Annotated in this window: 24 protein-coding genes; 3 read left to right on the top strand and 21 right to left on the bottom strand. The window is 39.6% G+C overall.

The genetic code is table 11. The features are described from left to right. Positions 1–54 precede the first annotated feature (54 nt). Positions 55–849, bottom strand: coding sequence for a cation efflux transmembrane domain-containing protein (locus GM418_RS23940; RefSeq protein WP_158869724.1), 795 nt, complete (start codon positions 847–849; stop codon positions 55–57). Positions 850–1205: 356 nt separating this feature from the next. Between GM418_RS23940 and GM418_RS23935 the strand changes: the two genes are divergently transcribed. Then, positions 1206–1757 (top strand): UpxY family transcription antiterminator, encoded by a 552-nt coding sequence (locus tag GM418_RS23935; protein WP_158869723.1) that lies wholly within the window; start codon positions 1206–1208, stop codon positions 1755–1757. Positions 1758–1909: 152 nt separating this feature from the next. Here GM418_RS23935 and GM418_RS23930 read toward each other — a convergent pair whose 3' ends face one another. The 5 genes from GM418_RS23930 to gmd form a co-directional block, all read right to left on the bottom strand. Next, positions 1910–3322, bottom strand: coding sequence for a capsule assembly Wzi family protein (locus tag GM418_RS23930; RefSeq protein WP_158869722.1), 1413 nt, complete (start codon positions 3320–3322; stop codon positions 1910–1912). 98 nt (positions 3323–3420) lie between these two features. Then, positions 3421–6288 (bottom strand): bifunctional fucokinase/fucose-1-phosphate guanylyltransferase, encoded by a 2868-nt coding sequence (locus GM418_RS23925; protein ID WP_158869721.1) that lies wholly within the window; start codon positions 6286–6288, stop codon positions 3421–3423. A 71-nt stretch (positions 6289–6359) separates the two neighbouring features. Beyond that, entirely contained in the window at positions 6360–6734 is a 375-nt protein-coding gene (locus GM418_RS23920) for a four helix bundle protein (RefSeq protein ID WP_158869720.1), read from the bottom strand. A gap of 350 nt (positions 6735–7084) precedes the next feature. Continuing rightward, entirely contained in the window at positions 7085–8200 is a 1116-nt protein-coding gene (locus tag GM418_RS23915) for a GDP-L-fucose synthase family protein (protein WP_158869719.1), read from the bottom strand. A 293-nt stretch (positions 8201–8493) separates the two neighbouring features. After that, positions 8494–9675 (bottom strand): GDP-mannose 4,6-dehydratase, encoded by a 1182-nt coding sequence (gene gmd, locus GM418_RS23910; RefSeq protein ID WP_158872839.1) that lies wholly within the window; start codon positions 9673–9675, stop codon positions 8494–8496. 1694 nt (positions 9676–11369) lie between these two features. On the opposite strand from gmd, the gene GM418_RS23905 reads away from it, so the two are divergent. Beyond that, complete coding sequence (locus GM418_RS23905; RefSeq protein WP_158869718.1) at positions 11370–11663, top strand: hypothetical protein; 294 nt, start codon at positions 11370–11372, stop codon at positions 11661–11663. Positions 11664–11793: 130 nt separating this feature from the next. Here GM418_RS23905 and GM418_RS23900 read toward each other — a convergent pair whose 3' ends face one another. Continuing rightward, complete coding sequence (locus tag GM418_RS23900) at positions 11794–11988, bottom strand: hypothetical protein (RefSeq protein WP_158869717.1); 195 nt, start codon at positions 11986–11988, stop codon at positions 11794–11796. A 278-nt stretch (positions 11989–12266) separates the two neighbouring features. Between GM418_RS23900 and GM418_RS23895 the strand changes: the two genes are divergently transcribed. Beyond that, positions 12267–13019 (top strand): hypothetical protein, encoded by a 753-nt coding sequence (locus tag GM418_RS23895; RefSeq protein ID WP_158869716.1) that lies wholly within the window; start codon positions 12267–12269, stop codon positions 13017–13019. A 1287-nt stretch (positions 13020–14306) separates the two neighbouring features. Here GM418_RS23895 and GM418_RS23890 read toward each other — a convergent pair. The 14 genes from GM418_RS23890 to GM418_RS23830 all read right to left on the bottom strand — a co-directional run bounded on the left by GM418_RS23890 (position 14307) and on the right by GM418_RS23830 (position 25851). Continuing rightward, positions 14307–14615: a type II toxin-antitoxin system RelE/ParE family toxin gene (locus tag GM418_RS23890; RefSeq protein WP_158869715.1), complete on the bottom strand. Its 309-nt coding sequence runs from the start codon at positions 14613–14615 to the stop codon at positions 14307–14309. Then, positions 14616–14849, bottom strand: a complete 234-nt coding sequence (locus GM418_RS23885; RefSeq protein ID WP_158869714.1) for a hypothetical protein — start codon at positions 14847–14849, stop codon at positions 14616–14618. It abuts the gene before it with no gap. Positions 14850–16820: 1971 nt separating this feature from the next. Beyond that, positions 16821–17297 carry a hypothetical protein gene (locus GM418_RS23880; protein WP_158869713.1) on the bottom strand — a complete coding sequence of 159 codons (477 nt, stop codon included), beginning with the start codon at positions 17295–17297 and terminating at the stop codon, positions 16821–16823. Between the two features lie 28 nt (positions 17298–17325). Further along, positions 17326–17562, bottom strand: coding sequence for a nucleotidyltransferase domain-containing protein (locus GM418_RS32150; protein WP_425482387.1), 237 nt, complete (start codon positions 17560–17562; stop codon positions 17326–17328). Beyond that, entirely contained in the window at positions 17549–17746 is a 198-nt protein-coding gene (locus GM418_RS31530; RefSeq protein ID WP_217447867.1) for a hypothetical protein, read from the bottom strand. Before GM418_RS31530 ends, GM418_RS32150 begins: the two co-directional genes overlap by 14 nt. A gap of 715 nt (positions 17747–18461) precedes the next feature. After that, positions 18462–18671 carry a hypothetical protein gene (locus tag GM418_RS23870; RefSeq protein WP_158869711.1) on the bottom strand — a complete coding sequence of 70 codons (210 nt, stop codon included), beginning with the start codon at positions 18669–18671 and terminating at the stop codon, positions 18462–18464. An 849-nt stretch (positions 18672–19520) separates the two neighbouring features. Beyond that, a complete protein-coding gene (locus GM418_RS23865) occupies positions 19521–19748 on the bottom strand; it encodes a hypothetical protein (protein ID WP_158869710.1) in 228 nt (75 codons plus the stop codon). A gap of 121 nt (positions 19749–19869) precedes the next feature. Continuing rightward, positions 19870–20598, bottom strand: coding sequence for a sugar transferase (locus GM418_RS23860; protein WP_158869709.1), 729 nt, complete (start codon positions 20596–20598; stop codon positions 19870–19872). 124 nt (positions 20599–20722) lie between these two features. Beyond that, a complete protein-coding gene (locus tag GM418_RS23855) occupies positions 20723–21019 on the bottom strand; it encodes a GIY-YIG nuclease family protein (RefSeq protein ID WP_158869708.1) in 297 nt (98 codons plus the stop codon). Positions 21020–21115: 96 nt separating this feature from the next. After that, positions 21116–22366 carry a polysaccharide biosynthesis protein gene (locus GM418_RS23850; RefSeq protein ID WP_158869707.1) on the bottom strand — a complete coding sequence of 417 codons (1251 nt, stop codon included), beginning with the start codon at positions 22364–22366 and terminating at the stop codon, positions 21116–21118. Further along, positions 22350–23264 carry an NAD-dependent epimerase/dehydratase family protein gene (locus GM418_RS23845; protein ID WP_158869706.1) on the bottom strand — a complete coding sequence of 305 codons (915 nt, stop codon included), beginning with the start codon at positions 23262–23264 and terminating at the stop codon, positions 22350–22352. Before GM418_RS23845 ends, GM418_RS23850 begins: the two co-directional genes overlap by 17 nt. A 1-nt stretch (position 23265) precedes the next feature. Continuing rightward, positions 23266–24021, bottom strand: coding sequence for a glycosyltransferase family 2 protein (locus GM418_RS23840; protein ID WP_158869705.1), 756 nt, complete (start codon positions 24019–24021; stop codon positions 23266–23268). After that, positions 24021–25094, bottom strand: a complete 1074-nt coding sequence (locus tag GM418_RS23835; RefSeq protein WP_158869704.1) for a glycosyltransferase family 4 protein — start codon at positions 25092–25094, stop codon at positions 24021–24023. The genes GM418_RS23840 and GM418_RS23835 overlap by 1 nt, the downstream gene beginning before the upstream one ends. Further along, complete coding sequence (locus tag GM418_RS23830; RefSeq protein WP_158869703.1) at positions 25087–25851, bottom strand: sulfotransferase domain-containing protein; 765 nt, start codon at positions 25849–25851, stop codon at positions 25087–25089. The genes GM418_RS23835 and GM418_RS23830 overlap by 8 nt, the downstream gene beginning before the upstream one ends. Positions 25852–25862 lie beyond the last annotated feature (11 nt).

The following is a 25862-nucleotide window of genomic DNA, read 5'->3' as shown; positions in this document are numbered from 1 at the left end:
TTGCGGAGTATTTCCTGTTTATAACAATTGTATTTCGGCTTTCCAACAAAAAACTTACTTTCCCAATTTCAAAATTCGCAAAGCACCACGTACAACAATTATAAATACAATGGCTCCAATAATTAAATCGGGGTATTTGGATTGAGTAAGCATAACCAAAAGCCCGGCTGCAATTACTCCGGTATTTATGATGATATCGTTTGAGGTAAATATCATACTTGCTTTCATGTGTGCCTCTTTACTTTTTGATTTATGAAGAAGATAAAGACATGCATAATTTGCCAGCAAAGCAAATACTGAAACCACAATCATTACTCTGAAATCAGGCAAAGCCTCGAATCCGATAAATCTTCGAATAAGCTCTACAATACCTGTTAACGCGAGCAACAGTTGAAAATAACCGCTCCATTTTGCTACCTTCTTTTTGCGTGAAACGGCACCGCCTACTGCCCACAAACTCAGGCCATAAACGATTGCGTCGGCCAGCATATCAAGCGAATCGGCAACGAGCCCCATCGATTTTGAAACGAGTCCAAATCCTATTTCAATTAAAAAGAAGGAAAAATTGATGAGTAAAACGCTCCAGAGAAGACGGGATTGTGACTGTCTTTTATCATCAGAAAAATGCTCCCTGGTTTTTGTGGTTTCAATCCTTTGCGAACCTAAATTGAGACTCGCCAAAACCGACTCTATTTCTGAATTTTTAGCTGAATGGAAAATATCAAGATTTCGTTGTTCCAAATCAAAATCCAGTCGCTTTATTTCTTTTATTCCCTCCAGTTTCATCCGAATTAAATTTTCTTCTGAAGGGCAATCCATTTTGTTGATATGGAAAACTGTTTTGTACATTTTAGTCGTCGTTAACAAACTAAGACAAATAACTGCATATTTTGTTTTAATCTTTATAACAGTCTGAAATCAAGTGATGTATGATATTGAAAAAGGAAAAAGTTGATAAAAGAAAAGGGCGGCTCAACAGCCACCCCTTAAATGTTAACCCCCAAACACACAATAGGTCTGAACGACCTATGCGTTACAAAGGTAATAAAATATTTTGATTCCAAAATTTTCTTAGAAAAATTTTATAAAAATCAACGCTTTTTTAAACTGTTTTATCACCGTTTCTCATTTCTAAAACCGACTATGATAAAAAAGTGTTACTTTTGACGCTCGAAATAAATATATGTTAGCACCGTTTTATCCCAATGAAAACAATTAATACCAAGAGAGAAAAATACTGGCACGTGATATACACCCGGTCGAGGGCGGAAAAAAAAGTATGGGATGAACTGACAATCAAGGGAATTGAGAGTTTTTTACCTCTTCAAAAAAAACTTCGTCAGTGGAAAGACAGAAAAAAATGGGTGGAAATGCCTCTGATGTCGGGATACTGCTTTGTACGAATCTCCTTAAAAGATTACGATGAAGTGTTAAAAACCAGCAATGTGGTTTGTTATATCACTTTTGAAGGAAAGGCAGCCATTATACCCGATCAACAGATCGATGCATTAAAGCAGATGTTAAAACAACAGGATTTTGATGTTTCGGTAAGTCATGAAACTTTTGAACCCGGGAAACAGGTGGAAATCATTGAGGGCCCCATGTTAGGTATGCGCGGGGAACTGATGGAAATAAGGGGAAAAAACAAATTTATTCTTCGTTTTCAACAAATCAACAGTGTTTTTACTGCCGAAGTACCGGCATCGCATTTAAGTTTTCTTCCCAATGAAAGGATTGAAAACAAAACTATACATTGAAAACATGTAAGTTTAAAGTACACGTTTATTTACAGCGTTTGAGCAGGTAAAGCACCGATTGTGGAACATTAGCGGAGGCGTGTTCGAAATTCAGAAACAAAAGTATCTGCAAAAAAACGACAGGATTTTAACCTTTACTCAGATAATAAATCTTACCAGCTTTTTGAAAGGGAAAGCTGTGCTCCGTAAATATCCCCCGGGTTAAATCCCAAATCTGCTGCCAGGCTTATTCCCAGACAGAATGGAAAAGAGGGATTTTTATAGTCAAATTTTGCCAAAAACAGCACTTCTTCATCATGCGCCGGATTGGAATAGGTACCAAAATGTTCCAGGTAGGTGGCCTGTGCTTTCCAGTATATGTGAGTGAGAAGTCGCCCTTTTCCTCCCACATGATGCGCATAAAAACGGTTTGAAACAAAACCCCGGCTGATACCATCTGTAATTTTTACGGGATAAAACAAAGGTGAGGACATCGCCATTTGAAAATAGGTAACACCCGAATTATAAATACCATTGTTATAATAATTATCTGCTGGGCGCTTTTTCATCTCTCCGGTATTTTCATCCAAACGATATTCTTCCACAATTCCCTGATGTCTGGTATTTATAAATTCATATAAAACGTCGGAGATTAAGCGTTCCGGGTCATTAAAATCAAGGTGCAAGCCCAGTAAATTATCCGGCCAGTTTCTCCAGTTTACTCCGGAGAGGTCTTCAAAGGGATGACTCAGATTAAAATGCAGCGAAAACTCATCAAAAGCTTTTGAAATTTTTAACTGGTAAGTACCATACTGGTTTCCCGCTACATTTTGCTGATCATATATTGGAAAATCTCCTCCACCTGAACGTCCGGTAATATAATGCAGATAGGCATTCAAACCTTTGGGCATTTCACCGATTTCAGCATTGCGCGAAGTTCCTCCCCACATGACAAAATGCTCGGCCCCCATTTCAATGGTCCACTTTTCAGCAGGCACTATTTTTAAATACAAGGACTTGTGATGTAAGTGTGCCTTATCCACATACCGTTCATCATTTAAAAATCCTTCATCATATTCAAAACGAAAAAACAACCAGTTTTGCAGACCGGGCACCGGTTTATATGCTAAAGTGGAAATCCGGATTTTTGGCACCGGTCGCGCATTTCTGCTGCGGGCCAGATTGCCGTTGGATGAAGAAAGTCCTCCAAACCGCATTTTATCGTAAAACATACCAGCCTCCAGCGCCCATCCCTTATAATCAACACCGGCATACAGCTGATTAAACTGAAAATAATTGTCGTTACCCAAAGCGCCAGCCAGCGTTGTTCCTGCTTTGTAATGCCAGAAATTGCTGTTGGTAAAAGCACCACTTACGCTGCCACTTACGGTCGTCAGATTCAGAAACGATTCACCCGGTTTTATCATCCCGTCCTGATTGGCCCACAGTCCAAAAGGCAAGCGGGATTCAGAAGAGACAAGGCTTGAATTTGCAACTAAAAACTGCGGCTCATTTTGTCCTTTTACAGACAAACAAAAAATCAAAAAACTCAAAAACAAATAAAAACAGGGGCCTTTTTTTATCATCTTATACTATTTAATTTTCTTCTCTTTTAACCATTTCTCATCTCTGCCTTTTCTCACCGTCTCAGTGCTCACTGTCTCACAACTCCTACAGCTCCAAATCAACTTTTCGTCACCTGCAGTCCGGTTTGAGACACTTTAAAATCAACAAAACGGGCGCGTTTATTGGTTGGATTTTGTTTCAGAATAGTTTTTATAAGGTTTGCAGCTGCTTCATCCTTTGCCAAAATAAACATAAACCCGCCACCTCCTGCACCCAGCAGTTTCTGGCTTAAAATATAAGGTTCTATCATCTCAATAACCCGCTGAATTTCGGCGGTATTGGTTCCTTCATCCAGTTTTTGATTAAGTTGCCAGCTTTTGGCAATTTTATCTCCCAGCCGGTCAAAATCTTTTTGCAAAATCGCTTCATAGGTTTGTTCGGTATGCTGTTTCATTTCCTCCAAAACAGAAAGATGTTGCCTGGAATTCAGAAACATTCCCCTGACAATTTCTGCCAGTATATTTTTTGCCACCCTGGTAATCCCGGTGTAATACAAGAGCATTCTTTTTTTATAAAAAGGATCAAAAAAGAGCGAATCGGGTAGCCATTTCACGCGTGGGAGTTGTTGGTTTCCGGGAGTGGTTTCCAGGAGTTTTATTCCCTCATACAAACCACCATACTGATCCTGCCAGCCCCCTCCTGTTGTTAACAGCTGTTCCAGCGCCAGTGTTCGGTTTCCGATTTCCTGTTTATCCCATTTCAAACAGCATACTTCCGAGAGTGTTCCCAAAACAGTTGCTGCCAGAATCGAGCTTGTTCCCAATCCCGAACCTTTGGGTACCGCTGAAAGAATTGTAATTTCCAGTCCGCTTTGCAGATGTTCCAGCTGTTCTTTTAAGGACGAAAATTTGCGGGTTGAGAATTCCGGCAGAAAACCGGCCAAAGCCAGTGCGGCTTTAGGTATCGAAAAAGCCGATTGTATTTTGGTAAATGAATTGACTTCTTCAAATGTAGTCAGGACTTCACGTGCTCCCAAATCGATCGAACGCAATACGATTTCAGTTTTTTCAATTGCCCTGACATAACAATGCAATGGGGGTTGCCCGTTAAGTTCCACCGCCACATTTAACACTTTGCCTCCATGCAGCATACAGTAGGGCGGTGTATCGGTCCATCCGCCAGCCATATCCAACCGCACGGGACTTCGTCCCCAGGCAATCTGATCGGGAAGCAGGTCGATACGCGGATCCACCGTGTTCTGATAAAAAGGCCGGAGTACATTGTTGCGTAAGAGCAAAAAGGCTTTCTCTTCATAAGAACCTGCATCCTCATCTTTTAAACGTAAACAAGCAGCCCTGAACATCTGATCATGAATGGCTGTCCATTCCGACGAAGTATCCTCCACCACGGGAGGCAGTGACAATCCTGTTCCGGCATATTCCTGAGCCAGTCGTTTTAAATCCAGCTGGTAAAAAACCGACCGTTTGTGATTTTTGGCCAGAAACTCCAGGTTCTGAATGTGATTTCCATTCCGCTGCTTTTCCAGTTGCTGTAAATCGCAGGCCTCGCTTAAACCGGCGGCACTCATCCGTTTGGATAGCATCCACCGTTCTGAAAATGTCTTGTTCTCCTTTGGATTCTTTTCCAGCAGCCACTGAATAAACTCCTTTTGAATGTCCTTCTTTTTTAGCACCGGGAACAATGGAATATGATGGATGTCTGTCTCCTGAGAGATGGTATTAAAAGCGGCTGAGAGCTTACGTTTTGCCAGCCACTGCTGCAACGGTTCTTCCATAAAAGGGGTATTTGGATCGTTTACCCTGCCTCTGAAGGGATCGCTGTAGCCATAATTCCGGATAACCAGCTCCGTACTACTCAGAGGGACAAAATCAAGACAAGCCCCGGGAGCCAGTTCAATCTCCCAGTCATTTTCCGGCACCCCGGTCAATGCATGGTTTTCGGTCAGATTCCAGGTAGCGGGGATACAGGAGTTTTCAATCCAGATATTTTTGTTTTGGGTGCTAAACTCCACATGGGTATCCGCATTCAATGTAAAAATTGACGGATGTGGTTTGATTCGTTTGTGCCATATCTCCCGCTGATCGGTGACCCGGTTTTGAATGGCCAGATTGGACGAAACCAGTTCAGAAGTATTTCCCAAATGATAAAACTCGCCTCCCTCCAGGTTAACAACAGCAACCTTTAGTGCATTTATTTTATTGTCATCGCCTTCAGGGTTATTGCCCATGGAAATCCCAAATTCACTGTACAAGTCATACTCATCGGGAATTGTATTTTTATATTTGCTCCCGTCCCAGCCGCTTTTTTGCATCAGAAGCTGAACCGCTTTGGGGCTCAGCAACCAGATGCCGATATCCATCAGAAAATAATAGTTCTGAATCAGGTCCCTGATTTTTGAGATGGAAGGTTTCTGCAGCATAAACTGCAGTTTGTCCGGAGCATCGCTTTGGGTAAAAAAGACACCATGATGGGTTGCTTTTTCAGGTTCCAGCCACATTCCAAAACAAACCACATCGGCATCGGGAATCTCAGGAACCGTTTTTTCACTAAAAATCAATGTATCGCCACTGGCAACCAGGGTATTTAAATGTTCCGGAGCTTTTTCCAGTATCTGTTCAAAAAGCGGCACCTGGAGATGTATCAGGCGCTGGGATAAATCCTGTCCGCGCGACCAGCGAAATACGGGCATGGGCATGAGGCTTTTCCCAACCGGTGCATAAGCCGGTAAACGCCGACTGTTTCCCCCGGCATGGACAATCATTCGTTTTTCTACTGTCAGCCACTTTTCAAAACTGCCTGTTTTTTCGTTCTCCCACATTTCAGAGAGAATATAGGAAGTACCACCGCCCGACCCCACTCTTTTATTTTCGGGATCGGAAGCGACAAACCAATTGTCAGGTGATAATCCGGATATGGAGTGAAAATGTTTTACTACGTTGGGAGGAAGGGATATAAGATGCTTCATAGATTAAAATTTGAAAAAAGAACAATGGGCACTGTGAAGGTGAGCACTGAGAGGTAGAGAAAACAAGGGACTTACATCGACCATTTATCTGAATATCTTTGCATATTTACCAACATTCCAATAATTTTTTCATATTCCTGGTCCAATTGCGTATGCTTTTCTTTGGAGATATAGTTACAAGCTAATGCAAAATCCAACCAATTTTGTGTCTCAGCAGCTTCAGCTTCACTTTCATTTAATTTGTTTGAAAATGATTTTGGATATTTTCTTCGTCGAAATGCCTCAGATATATTTGCACTTACGGATCTGGAAGACCGTCTAATCTGATCTGTCAAAGAATAGATTTCTTCCCTGGGAAATTTAAGTGAGATATCGTAAATGTTCATAGCTGTTGAAAAGGCTACTTGGTAAACCCTAAGTTCCCGATGAGTTTTTATTTTCTCCATAGTTCAGTTAATAAATTGGTTTTAAATTAATTATTATTTCTTTCCTTCATCTTCTCAGTGCCCACCGTCCCATCTTCACAGTCTTACCATCTCTCTTCTCACAACTCACCTCTCATCTCTTTCTTCTCACAATCTCACCGTCTCATCTTCTCAGTGCACACCGTCTCATCTTCACAGTCTTACCATCTCTCTTCTCACAACTCACCTCTCATCTCTTTCTTCTCACAATCTCACCGTCTCAGTGCTCACCGTCTCAGTGCTCACCGTCTCAGTGCTCACCGTCTCTCTTCTCACCAACTCACCTCTCTCTTCTCACCGTCTCACAACTCATCTTCACAGTGCTCACCCTCTCACTCTTCACCCTCTCCCGTATACCACTCAAAAACCTTTTGTACACCTTCTTCAATTTCTATCTTATGGCGCCAACCCAGGGCATTGAGTTTGGTAACATCGGTCAGTTTTCGCAGGGTACCATCGGGTTTGGATGTGTTAAAAACCAGGTCACCTTTAAATCCGACTGTTTTTTTCACCAGTTCAGCCAGCTCTTTGATGCTGATCTCTTTTCCTGTTCCAATGTTGATATGGGTGTTTCGAATTTCGGCTCTTTTATCCGGATGCTCTGGTTGAGGAGTTACATCAGAAAAATCAATATTCTCCATTAAATACACACAGGCATCTGCCATTTCCTCACTCCACAAAAATTCGCGCATGGGTTTTCCGGTCCCCCATATTTCAACGGCCCCCTTGTTGCTTTCCGAGGGAGCTGTTACACCATACTTCTGCAGGATTTCTTCCACATCTTTTTGGTCGCTCCCGCCATCAATTCCTTCAATCGGCCGCTGATTCAAATCATTCCGAATGGCCTCCCAGTTATTTTCCTCCAGGCATTTTCCGATATAAATTTTACGAAGTAACGCAGGCAGCACATGTGATTTCTCCAAATCAAAATTGTCGTTTGGCCCGTACAAATTGGTGGGCATCACGGAAATAAAATTGGTTCCGTACTGTATGTTGTAACTTTCACAAAGTTTTATTCCTGCAATTTTGGCAATGGCATAGGGTTCATTGGTATATTCCAGCGGCGAGGTCAAAAGCGAGTCTTCCCGCATCGGCTGAGGGGCCTCACGCGGGTAGATACAGGTGCTTCCCAGAAACAACAGTTTTTTCACACCGGTTTTCCAGGCGTTGTGAATCACATTGTTTTGAATGGTCAGATTCTGATGGATAAAATCGGCGCGATAGGTGTTGTTGGCAACAATGCCTCCAACCCTTGCAGCAGCCAGAAAGACATAGTCCGGTTTTTCTTCCGCAAAAAATGCCGCTGTGGCATTTTGATCCAGAAGATCCAGTTCCGCCGATGTACGGCCAATCAAATTGTTGTATCCTTTATTTTCCAGGTTTTTCCAAATAGCCGACCCTACCAGTCCCCTGTGGCCCGCAATGTATATTTTTGAATTCTTGTTCATCTTTATTCATTTTAAATCACCTGATATAGCTTATAATAAGATTACTTCGCTCGCAAAATCTTTTTTCTATAAATTCTTTTGAAAGAGAAGTTGATAAAGCCGCTTACCAGTATCAATACAATTCGTCATAAAGATCATTCCATTCCGGATTCATCCCATCAATCAACAACAGCTTTTTTGCACAGCTCTCCGGGAAATCATTCTGTAAAAATTGTCCGGTAAACCGATTCCACGAAGAAGTGGTCTCATGTTTCCCAAACGGTTTTCATCCGCGTTAACCGGTATTAAAACATTTACTCAAAGTAATTCAGTGTACGATAGCCTCCTTCGTTGAGGTAGCTGTCTTTTTTCATCAGGTTTACATCCGACTGCATCATGTCTTCCACCAATCCTTTTAAATCGTAACGCGGTTCCCAGCCCAGTTGTTTGCGTGCTTTTGTAGAATCACCAATCAGCAAATCCACTTCTGTGGGGCGGAAATAAGTCGGGTCAACAGCGACAATCACCTTTGATTTATCGGTTTCCGACGCTGGATTTGTTGAAATGCGTTTTTTATTTTCCTCCAGGTATTTTTCTCCCACCTTTTCAACAAATACTTTCTCATCCACAGCGGTCAGGTATCCTTTTTCGTCCACTCCTTCTCCGGTAAAGGTAATTTCCAGTCCCACTTCTGCGGCAGCCATTCTAACAAGGTCGCGAATGGTAGTTGTAACGCCTGTTGAAATCACATAATCATCCGGTTTTTCCTGCTGAAGAATAAGATACATGGCCCTTACATAATCTTTTGCATGTCCCCAGTCGCGTTTTGAAGACATATTCCCCAAAAACAGGGCATCCTGCTGGGTGAGTGCAATCCGGGCAATTGCCCTTGTCACTTTCCGGGTCACAAAAGTTTCTCCCCGGATAGGCGATTCGTGGTTAAACAAAATCCCGTTGCTGGCATGAATATTATACGCTTCCCGGTAGTTTACCGTAATCCAGTAACCATAAAGTTTTGCCACACCATAAGGTGACCGGGGATAAAAAGGTGTTTTTTCGGTTTGTGGTACTTCCTGCACCATTCCGTAGAGTTCAGAGGTAGATGCCTGGTAGATCCTGGTTTTATCAACCAAACCAAGCAAACGAACGGCTTCAAGAATTCTGAGGGTTCCGATTCCGTCGGCATTGGCGGTATACTCCGGTGTATCAAAACTTACCTTTACATGACTCATCGCGGCCAGGTTGTATATTTCATCCGGCTGCACCTCCTGGATAATACGGGTAAGGTTCATACTGTCGGTGAGATCACCATAATGTAAAATCAGATTCCGGTTTTCCACGTGAGGATCCTGGTACAGATGGTCTATTCTTTCTGTGTTAAACATGGACGCGCGGCGTTTAATACCGTGAACGACATATCCCTTTTTTATCAGATATTCAGCCAGATAGGCTCCATCCTGTCCCGTGATTCCTGTAATAAGTGCTTTTTTCATTATTTAAAAAAATTTGGATTTAAAAAACCGGTTTATGTCTGTTTGGGGAACACAAACCGAAGTATTACTATTGTTATTTTTTTGAGTATAAGTTTCATTCACTGATTTGAGTTTTACTAAAATTACTGAATAAAAATAGGATTGACCAGTGATATATCGTTAAACAACGATCAAAAAAAAAAGTTTTCAGGATTGTTTTCTATTTGTTGTTAACGGGGATTTGGTAGCAGTTAAAACCAGGGTTATTCTTATTTGCCCTTACGGAGTTATACTGGTACAATTTTTTGTGATTCTATTCCATCATAATTTATTTTTACATCATATCATTCCAAATATAAACCCCGCATTTATACCGGGGAGGAAACACCACACAAAAAACAGGCGCACGTTAGCCGGTGTTTTGAAATGGAAGCATAGTATGCGCCGTAAACACAACAGCCAGCTACCCCAAACCCCTAAAGGGGCTTTTAAGATGCTTCCTGATAATATCCTTATATTCATTTGATACAGACTCGCTTTGCTTCGTTGACCAGCTACACAGTTTCTGTATTTGTGCGGAGGGTTCTTTTGTTCAGTTTGTTATTGCGGCCGGGAGAAGGGCGCCTTTTCAATCCGGGTGGCCTCGCCGGCCTGGGTTGTGTATTGATATTCCTTCCCCCGGTTAAAACCGGGGGTTATTATTATTTGCCCTTATAGAGTTATACTGGTACAATTTTTTGTGATTCGATTCCATGATGAATTATTTCCTTATCATGTCATTCCAAACATAAACCCCAGCGGGGTTTTATATCTGTAACCCCGGCATTTATGCCGGGGAGGAAACAACAACACAAAAAACAGGCGCACGTTAGCCGGTGTTTTGAAATGGAAGCGTAGTATGCGCCGTAAACACAACAGCCAACTACCCCAAACCCCTAAAGGGGCTTTTAAGATGCTTCCTGACAATATCCTGAATTCATTTGATACAGACTCGCTTTGCTTCGTTGACCATCTACACAGATTCTGTATTTATGCGGAGGGTTCTTTTGTTCAGTTTGTTATTGCGGCCGGGAGAAGGGCGCCTTTTCAATCCGGGTGGCTTCTCCGGCCTGGCTTGTTTATTGGTATTCCTTCCCCCGGTTAAAACCGGGGGTTATTATTATTTGCCCTTATGGAGTTATACTGGTACAATTTTTTGTGATTCTATTCCATCATAATTTATTTTTACATCATATCATTCCAAATATAAACCCCAGCGGGGTTTTATATCTGTAACCCCGGCATTTATGCCGGGGAGGAAGCAACAACAAAAAAAACAGGCGCACGGTAGCCGGTGTTTTGAAAAAGATACCTGATATGCGCCGCAAACAGAACAGCCAGCTACCCCAAACCCCTAAAGGGGCTTTTAAGATGCTTGCTGATAATATCCTTAATTCATTTGATATAGGCTCGCTTTGCTTCGTTGATCATCTACGCAAAATTTGGATTTATGCAGATGATCCCTTGTTGGGCCTGGTATTGCGGCCGGGAGATGGCCTCGTTTTCAATCGGGGTAGCCTCACCGGCCTGGGTTGTGTATTGGTATTCTTTCCCCGGTTGAAACCGGGGGTTATTGTTATTAAACCCTTACTGGGTTTATTGGATGCAATTTTTTGTAATTCGGGTTCCAAGGCAGATTGCCTTCACATCATCTCATCCTCAATCAACCCTATCGGGGTTTGACTACAATAACTCCGGCATTTATGCCGGAGAAGGCAAAACAACATAAAAACAGGCGCACGGTAGCCAGTGTTTTGAAAAAGATACCTGATATGCGCCGCAAACAGAACAGCCAGCTACCCCAAACCCCTAAAGAGGCTTTAAAAGTGCTTGCTGACAATATCCTGAATTCATTTGATACAGACTCGCTTTGCTTCGTTAACCATCTACACGGCTTCTGTATTTATGCGGAGGGTTCTTTTGTTCAGTTTGTTATTGCGGCCGGGAGAAGGGCGCCTTTTCAATCGGGGTAGCCTCACCGGCCTAGATTGCGCATTGGTATTCCTTCCCCCGGTTGAAACCGGGGGTTATTGTTATTTACCCTTACGGAGTTATACTGGTACAATTTTTTGTGATTCGATTCCATGATGAATTATTTCCTTATCATGTCATTCCAAACATAAACCCCAGCGGGGTTTTATATCTGTAACCCCGGCATTTATGCCGGGGAGGAAACGCCACACAAAAAACAGGCGCACGGTAGCCAGCGTTTTGAAAAAGAGGCCCGGTATGCGCCACAAATTCTACACTGAATTCCTGTATACAAGCCCGAACATGCTCTTCCATTTTATTCTCCATTCTTTTGTTTTATCTGAAACAAAAAAAGACTAACATTTTTGTTCGCTTATTAGCCGCAATGAAAGCATGACACTCCTCCAGGGTTACAAAAATCCATATGTTACATAACTGATTGATTTTCTACTTAATTACAAAAAAAGATTCTACTTTTAAATCACCATAAACACAATTAATTCATAAAAATGAAAAAAACCACCAGATTCACTTTCCGGTAAATCTTTTTCCACAACTTTTACCCCAGGACCTGATGGTATATGTTAAACTTTAAATCTATTATTATGAGTAATTCTGATGATTTTCAAACGAAATTGGATGTGCTCAAAGCCATCCCCAACGAACAAGTACAAACCCCTACGTTGCCTGTGGATGTTTTTCTGCAGGAAGCTGAGAATCTTTACCACTGGTGTCTGGCCGATAAGGAAAAACTGGTGATTACCGGCATCAGCGAAGAACAGATAAACGACCTTCCCGTTCGGGCCGGAGCTTTACGTGAAGCACAATCGTTGTGGTTTAAACAGCGCTATTCACAGGAGGAGGCTCAACGGGATTGGGGCGAACTATCACCCCTGGCCTATGACCTGCGTGACGAGCTGCTTCATGTTTTTCGTTTTGCCTATCGGAATGATGCGGCAATTTTAAACCGAGTGGCAGAAGTTGCCGAAGGTAGCGGACATGCAGATATGCTACAAGACCTGAACAATTTAGCAGTCCTGGGGCGTGAAAATGCCAATGCTTTAAGCGCTATTGGCTTTGATATGACCAAACTGGATAAGGCTGCAACAATGGCCGATGAAATGGCCGACCTGCTGGCCACTGCCAACGGCGACAAAGCCGAACAAAATGAAGCAAAGGTTTTGCGTGACCAGGCCTACACCCACCTCAAAGAATTGGTGGATGAAATCCGTGAAGCCGGGAAATACCTGTTCTGGAGAAATGCTACCCGGTTAAAAGGGTATTCGAGCAAATTCTGGAAAAGAAAAAACAGTCGAAAAACAAAAAATGAACCGGAGACAGAAACCCAATCCGAGTAGCTCTTTATCAGGCACCTGTTACCCCGCAGGTGCCTTTTTTTATTCGTTTAACAAATTCTTTTACTCGCCTGCCTGAACACTCTACTCGCTTTTATAAAAACACTTACCCGTCCGGATCAACATCTAACTCGTTTAGTAAAAAACTTAACTCGGAAGGCTAAAAGTCTTACTCGTTCCTATCAGGCACTTACTCGCTTTGAGTACAAAGCTATGAGAAGCTTATATTTTCCTTTTTTAAATTTTACGGTATTTGACTTCTATTTTCTATGTAAAACGGTTGCTGCTTATTTCTCACCGCTCACTTTCTCATCTCTCTCTTATCACCTTCTCAGTGCTCACAGTCTCATCGTCTCAATTCTCTCCACTCATCTCTCTTTTCTCACTGTCTCGTCTCTAAGTGTTTCTCCTCCTGGTCAGGTGGAGTACCCGAGTTGGCGAGGGGGAGGTGGTTGAAAATTTGTCGGATAATCGCTAAATATTTTCAATTCGCATCACTAAATCTCAATGGGGCTTTGCCCCAAACCCCAATTCCTTTTTTCCTATAGCTGAAAAAAGGAATCAAAAAAAGCCACCGCTCAAGATTAAAAGCTAAAAATCAATTCCGTTTCGCTAAAATCTTTTAAACTCCTCCTTCGCTATAGCTCAGAGTCAAACAGAAAAGATTTTTTAACGCTGCACTTCATTCATTTTCTTCACGCTTTTACTCTTAGGCGGGTCGGTTCTTAACTTGTTGTTTGTTCTTTTTTATTTTTTAGTCTTTGAATTCTAACTATAATACGTTCGCTACTCACCGCTCACTGTCTCATCTCTCTCTCTTCTCACCCTCTCATTGTCCCAGTGCTCACAGTCTCATTTTCTTACTACTCACCGCTCATCTCTTACCAGCAACGGGTCCTTGCCCCGAACCCCAAATACTTTTCTCCTTAGATGAGAAAAGTATTCAAAAGAATCAAGCCAAAGTTATCCTTCATCGCTTTAGGCCGGCACCGGCCCGGGCTACTTTGGCAGGCCTACGCACCTTTATCCGCCGGGGGCGGATTATTAAAAGTTTTTAACTTTCTATCTAATTCTATTGTGTTTATAATTCTTTAAAACTCTTTGCCAGCTCAAATTAGTGCGTAAACATTCCCTTTGGTGGGCAGGGCTGGCAACCAGCTATTTTTGTCTTTGACTTCGAACTTCTATATAGCTCAATTCTCACTGCTCATCTTTCTCCTCTCAAAGTCATAAGTTCCCTTTTTCGCTAACTCGCTGTTGGCGCGGATTATTAAATTCCTTCTAATTTGATTAAATTATCTTTTCAATTTTCAACCGTTCAGGATTCTGACGATTATCAAAAAAGGTTAGTATATAAATCTTTTGTTCCTTTTTATCTACCTGATAAAAAAATGAATTGTTCTTATCGACAACAGCTTTTTTAACGTTTTTGTACCTTAATGAATTTGGGAATATTCCCGGATTCTTCTTTATCGTGCGAATAATGATTTCTGTTCTTTGGATAAATTGTTTGATTTCTCTTTTTGTCCAGTTTTTATCCAGATAATCTAAAATATTGAACCAGGTAATTTTTGCCTGGGATGACCAAATAACTTCCATCTAAAAACCATATTTTTGTTTGGCCTCATTGATAATATTTTCGTGAGAAAAAACTTTACCTGATTTAATATCTTCCATACCTTCCAGAATTGATTCCTGAACTTCCGGAGGAATATCATCCCACCAGTCATCATTTTCCGTGGAAATAAGGTTATTTATTTTTATCAGAAGGGAAGGTTTGTTTGTTTTCAATATCTTCTCAACCAAATCCAGTTTTAATGTCTGTATGTCCATAATTCATTCGTTTAAAAATGTTTGTTTTTATAACAATTCATGGAACTCACTAATAATCGTCTCCCTGTGTCCCGGGACCTTGGATGCTCGTTTCAGCTTTTTACCTTGTGTAAATTTACAAAAATTTAGTTGTAACCGGATATATGTTTCTTAATCCTTTCCTTCAGAACAAGGTTGTTATATTTTGAAGGTAAAAAAATGGTTTTATCCGTGTAATAACAAAACTATTTTTAAAATGAACGGATTACAAAAGATATTCAGTACTCCCTCTCATCTCTCTTTTCTCACTGTCTCGTCTCTAAGTGTTTCTCCTCCTGGTCAGGTGGAGTACCCGAGTTCGCGAGGGGGAGGTGGTTGAAAATTTGTCGGATAATCGCTAAATATTTTCAATTCGCATCACTAAATCTCAATGGGGCTTTGCCCCAAACCCCAATTCCTTTTTTCCTGTAGCTGAAAAAAGGAATCAAAAAAAGCCACCGCTCAAGATTAAAAGCTAAAAATCAATTCCGTTTCGCTAAAATCTTTTAAACTCCTCCTTCGCTATAGCTCAGAGTCAAACAGAAAAGATTTTTTAACGCTGCACTTCATTTATTTTCTTCACGCTTTTACTCTTAGGCGGGTCCGTTCTTAACATGTTATCTGTTCTTTTTTATGTTTTAGTCTTTGAATTCTATTTTCTATGTAAAACGTTTGCTGCTCATTTTTCATCGCTCACAGTCTCATCTCTCTCTTATCACCTTCTCAGTGCTCTCTTTCTTACCGCTCATCTCTTACTCGCTTAAGGGGCTTTGCCCCAAACCCCAATTCCTTTTTTCCTATAGCTGAAAAAAGGAATCAAAAAAAGCCACCGCTCAAAATTAAAAGCTAAAAATCAATTCCGTTTCGCTAAAATCTTTTAAACTCCTCCTTCGCTATAGCTTGGAGTCAAACAGAAAAGATTTTTTAACGCTGCACTTCATTTATTTTCTTTACGCTTTTACTCTTAGGCGGGTCGGTTCTTAACTTGTTGTTTGTTCTTTTTTATGTTTTAGTCTTTGACTTCTATTTTCTATGTAAAACGTTTGCTACTCATTTCTCATCGCTCACTATCTTATCTCTCTTTTCTCACCCGCTCAATCCTCATCTCTGTTTCTTTACGGGGCGTTGCCCCGAGCCCCAAATACTTTTCTCCTTAGATGAGAAAAGTATTCAAAAGAATCAAGCCAAAGTTATCCTTCAACGCTTTAGGCCGGCACCGGCCCGGGCTACTTTGGCAGGCCTACGCACCTTTATCCGCCGGGGGCAGGATTATTGATAGTTTTAACTTTCTATCTAATTCTATTGTGTTTATAATTCTTTAAAACTCTTTGGCAGCTCAAATTCGTACGTCAGCTTTTCCCTTGGTGGGCAGGGCTGGCAATGGCTATTTTTGTCTTTGACTTCTATTTTCTATGTAAACGTTTGCCACTCATTTTTCACCGCTCAATATCTCATCGCTCTCTTCTCACCCTCTCATTGTCCCAGTGCTCACAGTCTCATTTTCTTGCTACTCACCGCTCATCTCTTACCAGCAACGGGGCGTTGCCCCATACCCCACTTCATTTCTTTTCCTTGATGAAAAGAAACAGAAGCAAAGAAAAATCAAGAAAATTTTATCCTTCTCCCCACATAGCCAACGCCGGCCCGGGCCAAATTTTCACCCTACGCGCCTTTCTTACAATCATAGTGTTTAAAGTCTCGGTTCTCACTACTCATCGCTCAATTCTCTCACCGCTCACCGCTTGTCTCTCTCTTCTCAACGCTCACTTTCTCAGTGCTCATCTCTATTCTCACCGTCTCTCTCCGCTTACTCCCGACGGGGTTCAGCGAATTGTATTCGCTGGCTTTTTCCGATGCGGTAAAAAACCGCATCACCCTCTATTCGGATTCAAAGGTGATTCCGTTGTTTTGTATTTTTAGTGGCAAAAAGATATTATCGAGCCTCAACAGGGATTACAAATCAGCACCAGCAAGGGGCAACCAGTTCCTGTTCTCAATAAATTGTTTTGAAACCTCTATGCTTTTGAACAGAAATGTTGTTAACTCAATTACCTCAGGCACAAGACCGGGCACAGCTTCAGGGATATATTCATGGGCAATCTGGTTTCGCAAATCACGGATTTCCAAAAGTTTGTCGGCAGAATACACCAGCCGGATTTTTTCTGCTTTATTTAACAGATCGATAAAAGGAACAAAAGGCTCGTGCAGCAACATCCAGATTGTTCTGATCACCTTTTGTGTATATAAATCGGAGGTTCTCCCAAACTTAGATGTAAGCGAATCAAAAGACTCCATATCTTCAAATGTATATTCCTTTTTTTGCAAAATCTTCCTGCATTTGTCAACTGAAAGTTGTAAAGTTGTAACAGACTTTTCCAGTAACACCAACTCTTCGGCAAGTAGTTGTTTTTTTAGTTTATCGTTGTTCACTTATACAGAAATGTTATTCTATTTTGTATTAAAGCGGTTGAGCATTACCAAGAATTATTTTCTTAAACGTTGAATCATCCGTTTTTGTAAAATTTACAAGGTCAATTTTTTGCCATCCAAATTTTTTATAAAAATTAATTCTGAATAACCGCAATTTTTTATTATCAATTTTTTTATCGGATAAGATCAGAATATCGATATCACCTCCAGCGCCTTTGTTGTCCAGTCTTGAACCAAAAAGATAAAATTCATCACCGGGAAACATTTTCAAAGCCATCTCCCGAATAAATTCTTGTATTTCCGGTTTTATACGCATAATCCAAAGATAAAAAAAAAGGGGGAATGTTGAACTGGTGCCCCAGGCTCACCTGCTCGTTTTGTGCGCCGGGATTTAAATCAGTTTTTATTCCGGAGATTAAAGCCTTCGCCAGCCCGGGACAAATTTTCACCCTACCCGCCTTTCTGACAATCTCATTGTTTCACTAACCATCTCTAAACGTTTCTCCTCCTGTTTTTGGGGAGTACCTGAGTTTGCGAGGGGAAGGTGGTTGAAAATTTATCGGATAATCACTATATATATTTTCAATCCTCAACTCCTAAGTGTCCACTTTCTCAACACTCATCTCTGCTTTTTAATGGGGCCTTGCCCCATACCCCAATTCCTTTTTTCCTATAGCTGAAAAAAGGAATCAAAAAAAGCCACCGCTCAAGATTAAAAGCTAAAAATCAACTCCGTTTCGCTAAAATCTTTTAAACTCCTCCTTCGCTATAGCTCAGAGTCAAACAGAAAAGATTTTTTAACGCTGCACTTCATTCATTTTCTTCACGCTTTTACTCTTAGGCGGATCCGTTCTTAACGTGTAGTCTGTTCTTTTTATAGGCCTTATTCTTTGACTTCTTTTTCTATGTAAAACGTTTGCTGCTCATTTCTCACCGCTCACCGTCTCATCTCTCATCATCTCACCGTCTCACCAATACGGTAGTCACCATTGCGTATTCTGTAAGCTGATTTATATCCGGTAATCTTTTTCAGGTTGGCAATATCTTTGATGGATTTAGCATCTGAAACATTTTAAACACATGCCAAGATTGCCTCTGCCAATATTTTGTTCTTTAACTTTCTGAAATCACGGACAAATGATTTTTCAAATTCAAAATACATTATTATTTAGCTGTATCTTTGAGTTCTTTCAGAAAATCTTCTTTTTCAGGTTCTGAGAGTATGTCGGACTGATGGTTAACTTTCATTTTCTCATATAATACTCCATCGTCCTCCAAAATATCAATCCCTTTAAATTTCTGAGCCATAATACGCGCAGTTTCAATTAATGCTTTCCCGGCCTTCGTGTGTTCATTTACTCTAATTGTAACCATATTGCCTGCTTTTTTACAAAGGTACAAAAATAAAAAAGGTAATCGGACTATCCTTGATTTGCCCCCTGAACCTGCACATATCTCTCATCATCTCAGTGCTCTCTTTCTTACCGCTCATCTCTTACTCGCTTAAGGGGCTTTGCCCCAAACCCCAATTCCTTTTTTCCTATAGCTGAAAAAAGGAATCAAAAAAAGCCACCGCTCAAGATTAAAAGCTAAAAATCAATTCCGTTTCGCTAAAATCTTTTAAACTCCTCCTTCGCTATAGCTTGGAGTCAAACAGAAAAGATTTTTTAACGCTGCACTTCATTTATTTTCTTCACGCTTTTTCTCTTAGGCGGGTCCGTTCTTAACGTGTATTCTGTTCTTTTTTATTTTTTAGTCTTTGAATTCGAAACTTCTATATAAAACTTTCACTACTCATTGCTCATCACTCTCCTCTCTCTCCCTCTCACTGCTCATCTTTCTCTTCCCAGTGCTCACCCACTCGACTCTGCTTCTCAACGGGGCGTTGCCCCATACCCCAAATACTTTTCTCCTTAGATGAGAAAAGTATTCAAAAGAATCAAGCCAAAGTTATCCTTCAACGCTTTTGGCCTGCACCAGCCCGGGCTACTTTGGCAGGGCTGGCAACCGGCTATTTTTGTCTTTGACTTCTATTTTCTATGTAAAACGTTTGCTGCTCATTTCTCATCGCTCACAGTCTCATCTCTCTTTTCTCATCGTCTCAGTGCTCACTTTCTCACACTCTCACCGCTCACCGCTTGTCTCTCTCCGTTTACTCCCGACCGGGTTCAGCGAATTGTATTCGCTGGCTTTTTCCGATGCGGTTAAAAACCGCACCACCCTCTAATCGGATTCAAAGGTAATGCCGTCTTTGTTTTTATCGATAAACTCGTAATGAAGTGTATTATGAAGTCCTTCCGACAATGTGTAAGGTGCTTTAAAACCGCAGTTGTGTGCCTTTGTGGAATCAAATTGAGTGGTGGCACAAAACTTTTTCACCCGAACAGCGCTTACAGAAAACTTTTTGCCTGTAAGTTTACTCAGCATATCAAATCCAAAACCTCCAAACATACCCAGTCGGTAGTGCTTTTTTTCTTTTGTTCCAAAAGAGACACGAGATACAATCTCGCACCACCAGAGGGCTCACTTCTCATCGTCTCGGTGCTCAAAGCTCACCGTCTCAAGTCTCAACCTATTCCGACTCAAAGGTAATTCCGTCTTTTTGTTTTTCGAAAACTATGTTTTTCATGTTTAAAGCTTCTGGCTTGAGAGGTAATCCTTTAAAAATCTTATACGGCAATTCACTATCCGGAACCAAAATAACCCAAGCAGTACAAAATACCAGTTTCAAATCAGTCCGAAACGAAAGATTTTTCTGATACCAGAGCTCCAGTTCACCTTTGTAGGGCGAAATATGTTTGGCGTAAAATTCTTTGGGATCCATCGATGTTTCCGACAACAAGTGTTCCTCATCTCTGAAGATGATTGAACCTATACCTGTTAAACCCGGTTTGACATTGTATATATTCTCCTGTACATGTTTTGGATATGGAGTAAATGTTTTATCCACCAGAGGTCGTGGCCCAATTATACTCATATCCCCCTTAAAAATATTGATTAACTGCGGAAGTTCATTGATTTTGGTTTTACGCAAAAACTTACCAAAAGGTAAAACACGCGGGTCATTTCGGGTGGTGTGCAACCCACCTTTCATTGTTTCGCTCGCTTTCATCATGGTGGCATGTTTCCAGATGTAAAAAGGTTTGTTTTTATATCCGATGCGTTGCTGGAAATAAAATACTTCATGTTCACCGGTTACAAGGAGGATAATACATATGGGTATCCAAAAAGGTAATAAGATTAAAATTGCCGTTAATGATAAAACGACATCAATAACACGTTTGAAAAAATATCTGTACATATAATATTATTAGTTATTTAATGATTTGCCCCCCCTCTTGAGAGGGGCCGGGGGTGTGTATTATTTAACAACATAGTTTTAAAATTGTCATTGCGAGGAGATACGACGAAGCAATCCCATCAAATTAACACAAATCCTCACAAAAGTCTTTCCACTCCGGATTTAATTCTTCAATCAGTAAAAGTTTCTTTTTCCGACTCCCGGCTTTTAACTGTTTTTCTCTGAAAATAGCTTCTCCTATATCAGTGTAGTTTTCATACCAAACCAGTTTTACTATATTATATCTTGCTGAGAAGCTTTTCGGATACAATTTATATTTATGTTCTTCCATCCGGCGTATCAAGTTGTTGGTAACACCTGTATAAAGAACCGTATTGTTCTGGTTTGTGGCAATGTAAACCTGATAAGTGCGTAATTGCATTTATTATGTTTTTGGAGAGAATCAGCAGTATGCATAAAGTTTGCTTCGCTACGCTCGCAATGACATTGCTTTGTTGGGGGTTGCCAAAAAGCGAAGCTACATCTTCTGGTCCAATCCTTTTCCGGTTTCGATGTGGGCAAAGTTGGGAAGATAAGATTTGAGGATATTAACAACTTCGGCTTTGGTGATATGATCTTTTTTAAAGAGTTCTTCGAGTTGGTTAAAAATAGAATCGATTTCTTCGATACTGCGTTTTTTTGAGTTTTTAATGACTCCCAGGTTAATGAATGATTCATTGTCCAGTACTTCATCTTCGGTATAGAACTCCTCGAAAGACTTTTCCCCGGAAGTATCGGAACCGAAGAAGTAGATGGGCCAGGATTGCGGAGAGGTTGCTGCGTTGCTTGGTTCCTCGCAAAATTGTCTCACTGAAGCTGCTTTTTCCCGGGCTTCTTCTTCGGTTTGACATATATCGGGTTCAAGGCCAAGTTCTTTTAACAAAGCCAATGCAATTTTATCAAAGGGAATCATGTCTTTTTCTTCATCCAGCTTTGGGAAAAAAATATCACCTGATTCACCCATTATGGATGCCATCAAACAGAGTTCGCCCGATTCTTCGGGAGAAACAAAAAAACGACGAATTCCTAGGGGACATGACCAGGGTTGACGTTTATTTAATCTGTCCAGAAAACCTAATGGCAAGCTACCATTCGAAAAGGCCACATTGGCAAAGCGGGCGGTTTTAATGGGCAGTTTATCGGAGTAAGACATGATTAGTTCCTCCATCAACTTTTTGCTGGCACCCATTACATTCACCGGATTAGCCGCTTTGTCGGTTGACACACAAAAGAAATGTTCAGGTGGAAATTCAAGCAGTAAATCAAGCAGCTTACGGGCACGAAGCACATTATTTTCAATCATGGCCTCAATGGAAAATATATCTTTTTCACTACGAACATGTTTATGTGCTGCAAAGTTGGCTACAATATGAAAAGGCCCATGTTCTTTAAACAGTTTTTCAAATACACGATCACCAAAATTAACAGGATAGGTTATAAAATCTTCGGGAATATTATAAACGGTCGAACTCCTTAAATCACGAACCAATTCTGTTAATCCGTTTTCGTTGATATCAACCACCACTAGTTTTACCACATTAAATTTTAATATGGCTTTGATGTAAAACGAACCAATGGTACCAGCTCCACCAATGACCATTACTTTTTTGCCATTTATCTTTTTGCTTAGATTATTGTGATATTTTTCAAAATCCAGTTTTAGCAGACTTTGCTGTCTCCCTGTTACATGTCTTTTAATGAATTGAGTTAGATTAAAATTTGTTAGCATATCTTGATTCTATTTTGAAATTTTTCAAAACATCCAATGGCTCCCAATTAAGTTCACGTTTGGCTTTTTCATTTGAAAATGTTAGAGATTGGGTGATCTTTTCCAATTTGGCTGTATTTATGGGAGCCTTAGATCCAAACAAATCTCCGATGCTACCCATTGTTTTGGCAAGCCAAATAGGAATAGCTTTTGGGCCTTTTTTATTTAGTTGTGAAGCTATTAACTCTTCCAATTCAAAAAAAGAAGGATGATGATTATCGCAAATGTTATATGTGCCTCCTTTCTGAATAAGCTTTGGAATTAGTCTTGCAATATCTTCTGCCATCAATATACTTTTTCTTGCACCCCCATCTCCAATACGTAAATACCTTCCTGTTTTTAATCCGTTAATCATTGCTCCTAAATTACCCGGAGGATTTTGACCAGCGATTAATGATGGCCTTAAAATTGACAACTTAACATTATATTTTTTGCACCAGTTTTTTAAAAATGTTTCTGCCTCTATCTTGCTTAGTGCATATGGGCTATTTCCGTTTAGGGGATAATTTTCATCGATCTCGTTTCCGACTTCAATTCCATATACAGCAACCGTACTAATAAATATAAATGATTTTGGTGGATGCGGTTCTAATGCTTCACATAGATTTTTGGTACCATCTAAATTTACATTAAAAAACGACAACGATTCAACTATACTTCGTGGAACCCTGTGAGCTTTGCCAGCAGCATGAAGTACAACATCATAATTATTTACAAAGGCTGGAATCCTTTTACTTAAATCCCATTGAATCTTATCAGTTTTGTTGAGTCCAATGCTGATTACATCAAATTCGTTTTCAAGCTTTGGGATCACAGATTTGCCCAGAAACCCTGAACCACCCGTAAATAGAAATTTCATATTATCTTTTATTGACAAATTGCTTAAATTTTGGAAGAATTCGGTAGAATGTGTAAAAAACTGGGATATTAAAATTATTTTTTCTAAACGCTCGTAAACATTCAACATTGCCTTTTATGATATTTGAGAAGCTCTTATTAGTAGCTCCTCCTAATCTCATTTTAACTGTAGGAGTGGGCAAATATTTTGACTTGATTCGGAAGCGTTCAAAAATGCGAAGCATAAATTCAAAATCGGCTGCCAATTTAAAACTTTGATCAAATAACCCATATTTTTCATAGACCTCACGTTTTAAAAACAATGTAGGATGTGCGGGATGCCAACCTTTAAAAAAACTCCCTGGGACGAAATCTCCTGTAATCCAATGTCTGATTATTTTATTAGTACTATTACTTCGAACGTAGTAAAGATTGCTATGTATGGCTTCAAGACAACTATCTTTTTCAAATTCCTGTGCAACTCTGGATAAAACATTTTTGTTTTCATATATGTCATCAGAATTTAGAATTCCAATTATATCGCCGGAGGCTAATCGTATGCCTTTGTTCATAGCATCATAAATCCCGTTATCGGGCTCAGAGACAGTTCTAGTCACTCGATTGGGAATAGATTTAACAATATCAAGAGTATTGTCTTTTGACGCTCCATCTATAATTATATGTTCTATGTTATTACAGGTTTGCTCGTTCACAGAAGTTACACATTGTGATATATTGGCACCACTGTTAAAAGTTGCGGTTATAATGGAAATTTTCATTAACTAAGAATAATTTGTTGTATATCTGAGATATATCTATCTTGTGAATATTTATGCTTGGCTTCTTTGATATTGTGCCTTTGAATTTTTTTGAGTTGCCCCAAATTATTAATTAATTTTTCAACCGAACTGTAAATTTCATTTGGAGATTTTGGAGAAATAATTACTCCGTTCTTCTCTTTGACAATGTAAGGCAAGTAATTATGATTTGTGGTAACGATCGCATTACCCGCCCGCATAGCTTCAATTATTGAAATAGGGTAAGCCTCAGTCGGATAAAAACTAGGAAGAACAAAAATTGACGATTCGAAAAGAACTTTTGATTTTTCATATCCCTTTACAATACCTAAATATTCAACTCTTTCACCATATACACCTCTTAATTGGTTATATTTCTCTTTAAACAATTTTTCAATATTTTTCTGTCTCATAAAAGTATCACCCATCAACTTCCCAGCTATTTTTATTTTAATTTCTTCGTTGTTTCCAAGTAGTACAAAGCATGCATCCAGAAAATCTATGATACCTTTACCATACATTAAATTAGACAGAAACAAAATTTGGTAATTATTCTTCGAAAAATCATTTTTACATTCCTCTAGTTCTTGATTGTAACAATTTCCGACAACAACTTTTTTCATTTTGGGAAAGTCGTCGTACTGATTTTTCATAATATTCAACAACACGATGGAAGTATTAACACCTTTATATGCGTATGATATCAGCGGTTTTAGAAAAATACTTTCACCATAAAATTTTTTAAAATCAGCTCCGTGAAGATGATTTATTATTTTTTTTTTAAACCAAAGCCCCATTATTAACAATAGGAAATCTTTTATAAATCCTAGCTTACTCCGAGAGGATGTAAAATATATATTAGAAAATTTATAAAATGCAAAACTGAATAAAACCTTAAAAACTGAATAAAATGTATTTATTATTGGATTTTTGTATTTTGAGGTATCAATCAAAATTTTTTTTTGCTCAGGTAATGAATTGGCAACAATAGTGAATGCAACTGCTTGACCGGTTAAAGGTGGAGTTAACGGACCAAATAAAAGAACTTTACTCATTCCTATATTTTGACTTGATTGATAAATAGTAGTTAATATCTTCCTTACTAAAATAGTCTGTCCACTGTTCTTTCTGCCCTTTCCTTGCGAAAGAAAATCCTCTGGCAAATTGATAGTTGTATCCTTCTGAACTATTTTTTTGAGCTAGCTTCGTATTGTTAAAACTTGATTGATTCAATGCACTTTTAACGATATCTTCCTTTATTTCAATACCGATAAACTTTAATATCTTTTCGAATTGCTTCTGGGGATTTTGTTTTAATTCTTCATATGACAAAATAACTATATTACTGTGACTCAAATAACTTCTCCTATGTTTGTAATAAGCTTCGATCCCATACTTTTTACTGTGAATGAACGATGAAAAATCTAAATTATGACTGAAATTCCTATTGTTTTTTGTATAATGATAATAAGAAACCATTATATCTCTTGGTTCTCTGTCTATATAAATAACCTTCACGTTCCGTAATAAAAAACTATTTCGGTTATGCGTTTTTAAAATCCTCTTCGTTGGTTTAAACCTCCAACTCTCATAGATTGTTTTGTTGCCTAATTCAGGCATATATTTATCTAATGTATCAAAATTAATTTCAACACTATTTTTCAAATTATAATATTCAATGAGATAATTAAACAAAAAAAATTTCACCCAAGTGTTTCCTGCTTTTGGGAAAGAGGCTAATATAATATCATCCGAAGATATTCCAGCATAACTATACAAATAGTCAAATATTTTTCTCAACAATAAAACCATATTAAATATTA

Origin of the sequence: Maribellus comscasis, from assembly GCF_009762775.1 — a bacterium.
GTDB classification, from domain to species: domain Bacteria; phylum Bacteroidota; class Bacteroidia; order Bacteroidales; family Prolixibacteraceae; genus Draconibacterium; species Draconibacterium comscasis.
Note: the sequence above shows the minus strand (reverse complement) of the source record. Positions and strands in the feature narration are given on the sequence as shown.

Coding starts and splice junctions, on each gene's coding strand:
- GM418_RS23860 (WP_158869709.1), bottom strand. CDS start 20,598: ATGTACAGATATTTTTTCAAACGTGTTATTGATGTCGTTTTATCATTA.
- GM418_RS23870 (WP_158869711.1), bottom strand. CDS start 18,671: ATGGTTACAATTAGAGTAAATGAACACACGAAGGCCGGGAAAGCATTA.
- GM418_RS23885 (WP_158869714.1), bottom strand. CDS start 14,849: ATGGACATACAGACATTAAAACTGGATTTGGTTGAGAAGATATTGAAA.
- GM418_RS23835 (WP_158869704.1), bottom strand. CDS start 25,094: ATGAGTAAAGTTCTTTTATTTGGTCCGTTAACTCCACCTTTAACCGGT.
- GM418_RS23920 (WP_158869720.1), bottom strand. CDS start 6,734: ATGGAGAAAATAAAAACTCATCGGGAACTTAGGGTTTACCAAGTAGCC.
- GM418_RS23845 (WP_158869706.1), bottom strand. CDS start 23,264: ATGAAATTTCTATTTACGGGTGGTTCAGGGTTTCTGGGCAAATCTGTG.
- GM418_RS23840 (WP_158869705.1), bottom strand. CDS start 24,021: ATGAAAATTTCCATTATAACCGCAACTTTTAACAGTGGTGCCAATATA.
- GM418_RS23830 (WP_158869703.1), bottom strand. CDS start 25,851: ATGGTTTTATTGTTGAGAAAAATATTTGACTATTTGTATAGTTATGCT.
- GM418_RS23900 (WP_158869717.1), bottom strand. CDS start 11,988: ATGGAGAATAAAATGGAAGAGCATGTTCGGGCTTGTATACAGGAATTC.
- GM418_RS23895 (WP_158869716.1), top strand. CDS start 12,267: ATGAGTAATTCTGATGATTTTCAAACGAAATTGGATGTGCTCAAAGCC.
- GM418_RS32150 (WP_425482387.1), bottom strand. CDS start 17,562: ATGTTTCCCGGTGATGAATTTTATCTTTTTGGTTCAAGACTGGACAAC.
- GM418_RS23890 (WP_158869715.1), bottom strand. CDS start 14,615: ATGGAAGTTATTTGGTCATCCCAGGCAAAAATTACCTGGTTCAATATT.
- GM418_RS23935 (WP_158869723.1), top strand. CDS start 1,206: ATGAAAACAATTAATACCAAGAGAGAAAAATACTGGCACGTGATATAC.
- GM418_RS23940 (WP_158869724.1), bottom strand. CDS start 849: ATGTACAAAACAGTTTTCCATATCAACAAAATGGATTGCCCTTCAGAA.
- GM418_RS23850 (WP_158869707.1), bottom strand. CDS start 22,366: ATGCTAACAAATTTTAATCTAACTCAATTCATTAAAAGACATGTAACA.
- GM418_RS23925 (WP_158869721.1), bottom strand. CDS start 6,288: ATGAAGCATCTTATATCCCTTCCTCCCAACGTAGTAAAACATTTTCAC.
- GM418_RS23930 (WP_158869722.1), bottom strand. CDS start 3,322: ATGATAAAAAAAGGCCCCTGTTTTTATTTGTTTTTGAGTTTTTTGATT.
- GM418_RS23855 (WP_158869708.1), bottom strand. CDS start 21,019: ATGCAATTACGCACTTATCAGGTTTACATTGCCACAAACCAGAACAAT.
- GM418_RS23915 (WP_158869719.1), bottom strand. CDS start 8,200: ATGAACAAGAATTCAAAAATATACATTGCGGGCCACAGGGGACTGGTA.
- GM418_RS23865 (WP_158869710.1), bottom strand. CDS start 19,748: ATGTTTGGAGGTTTTGGATTTGATATGCTGAGTAAACTTACAGGCAAA.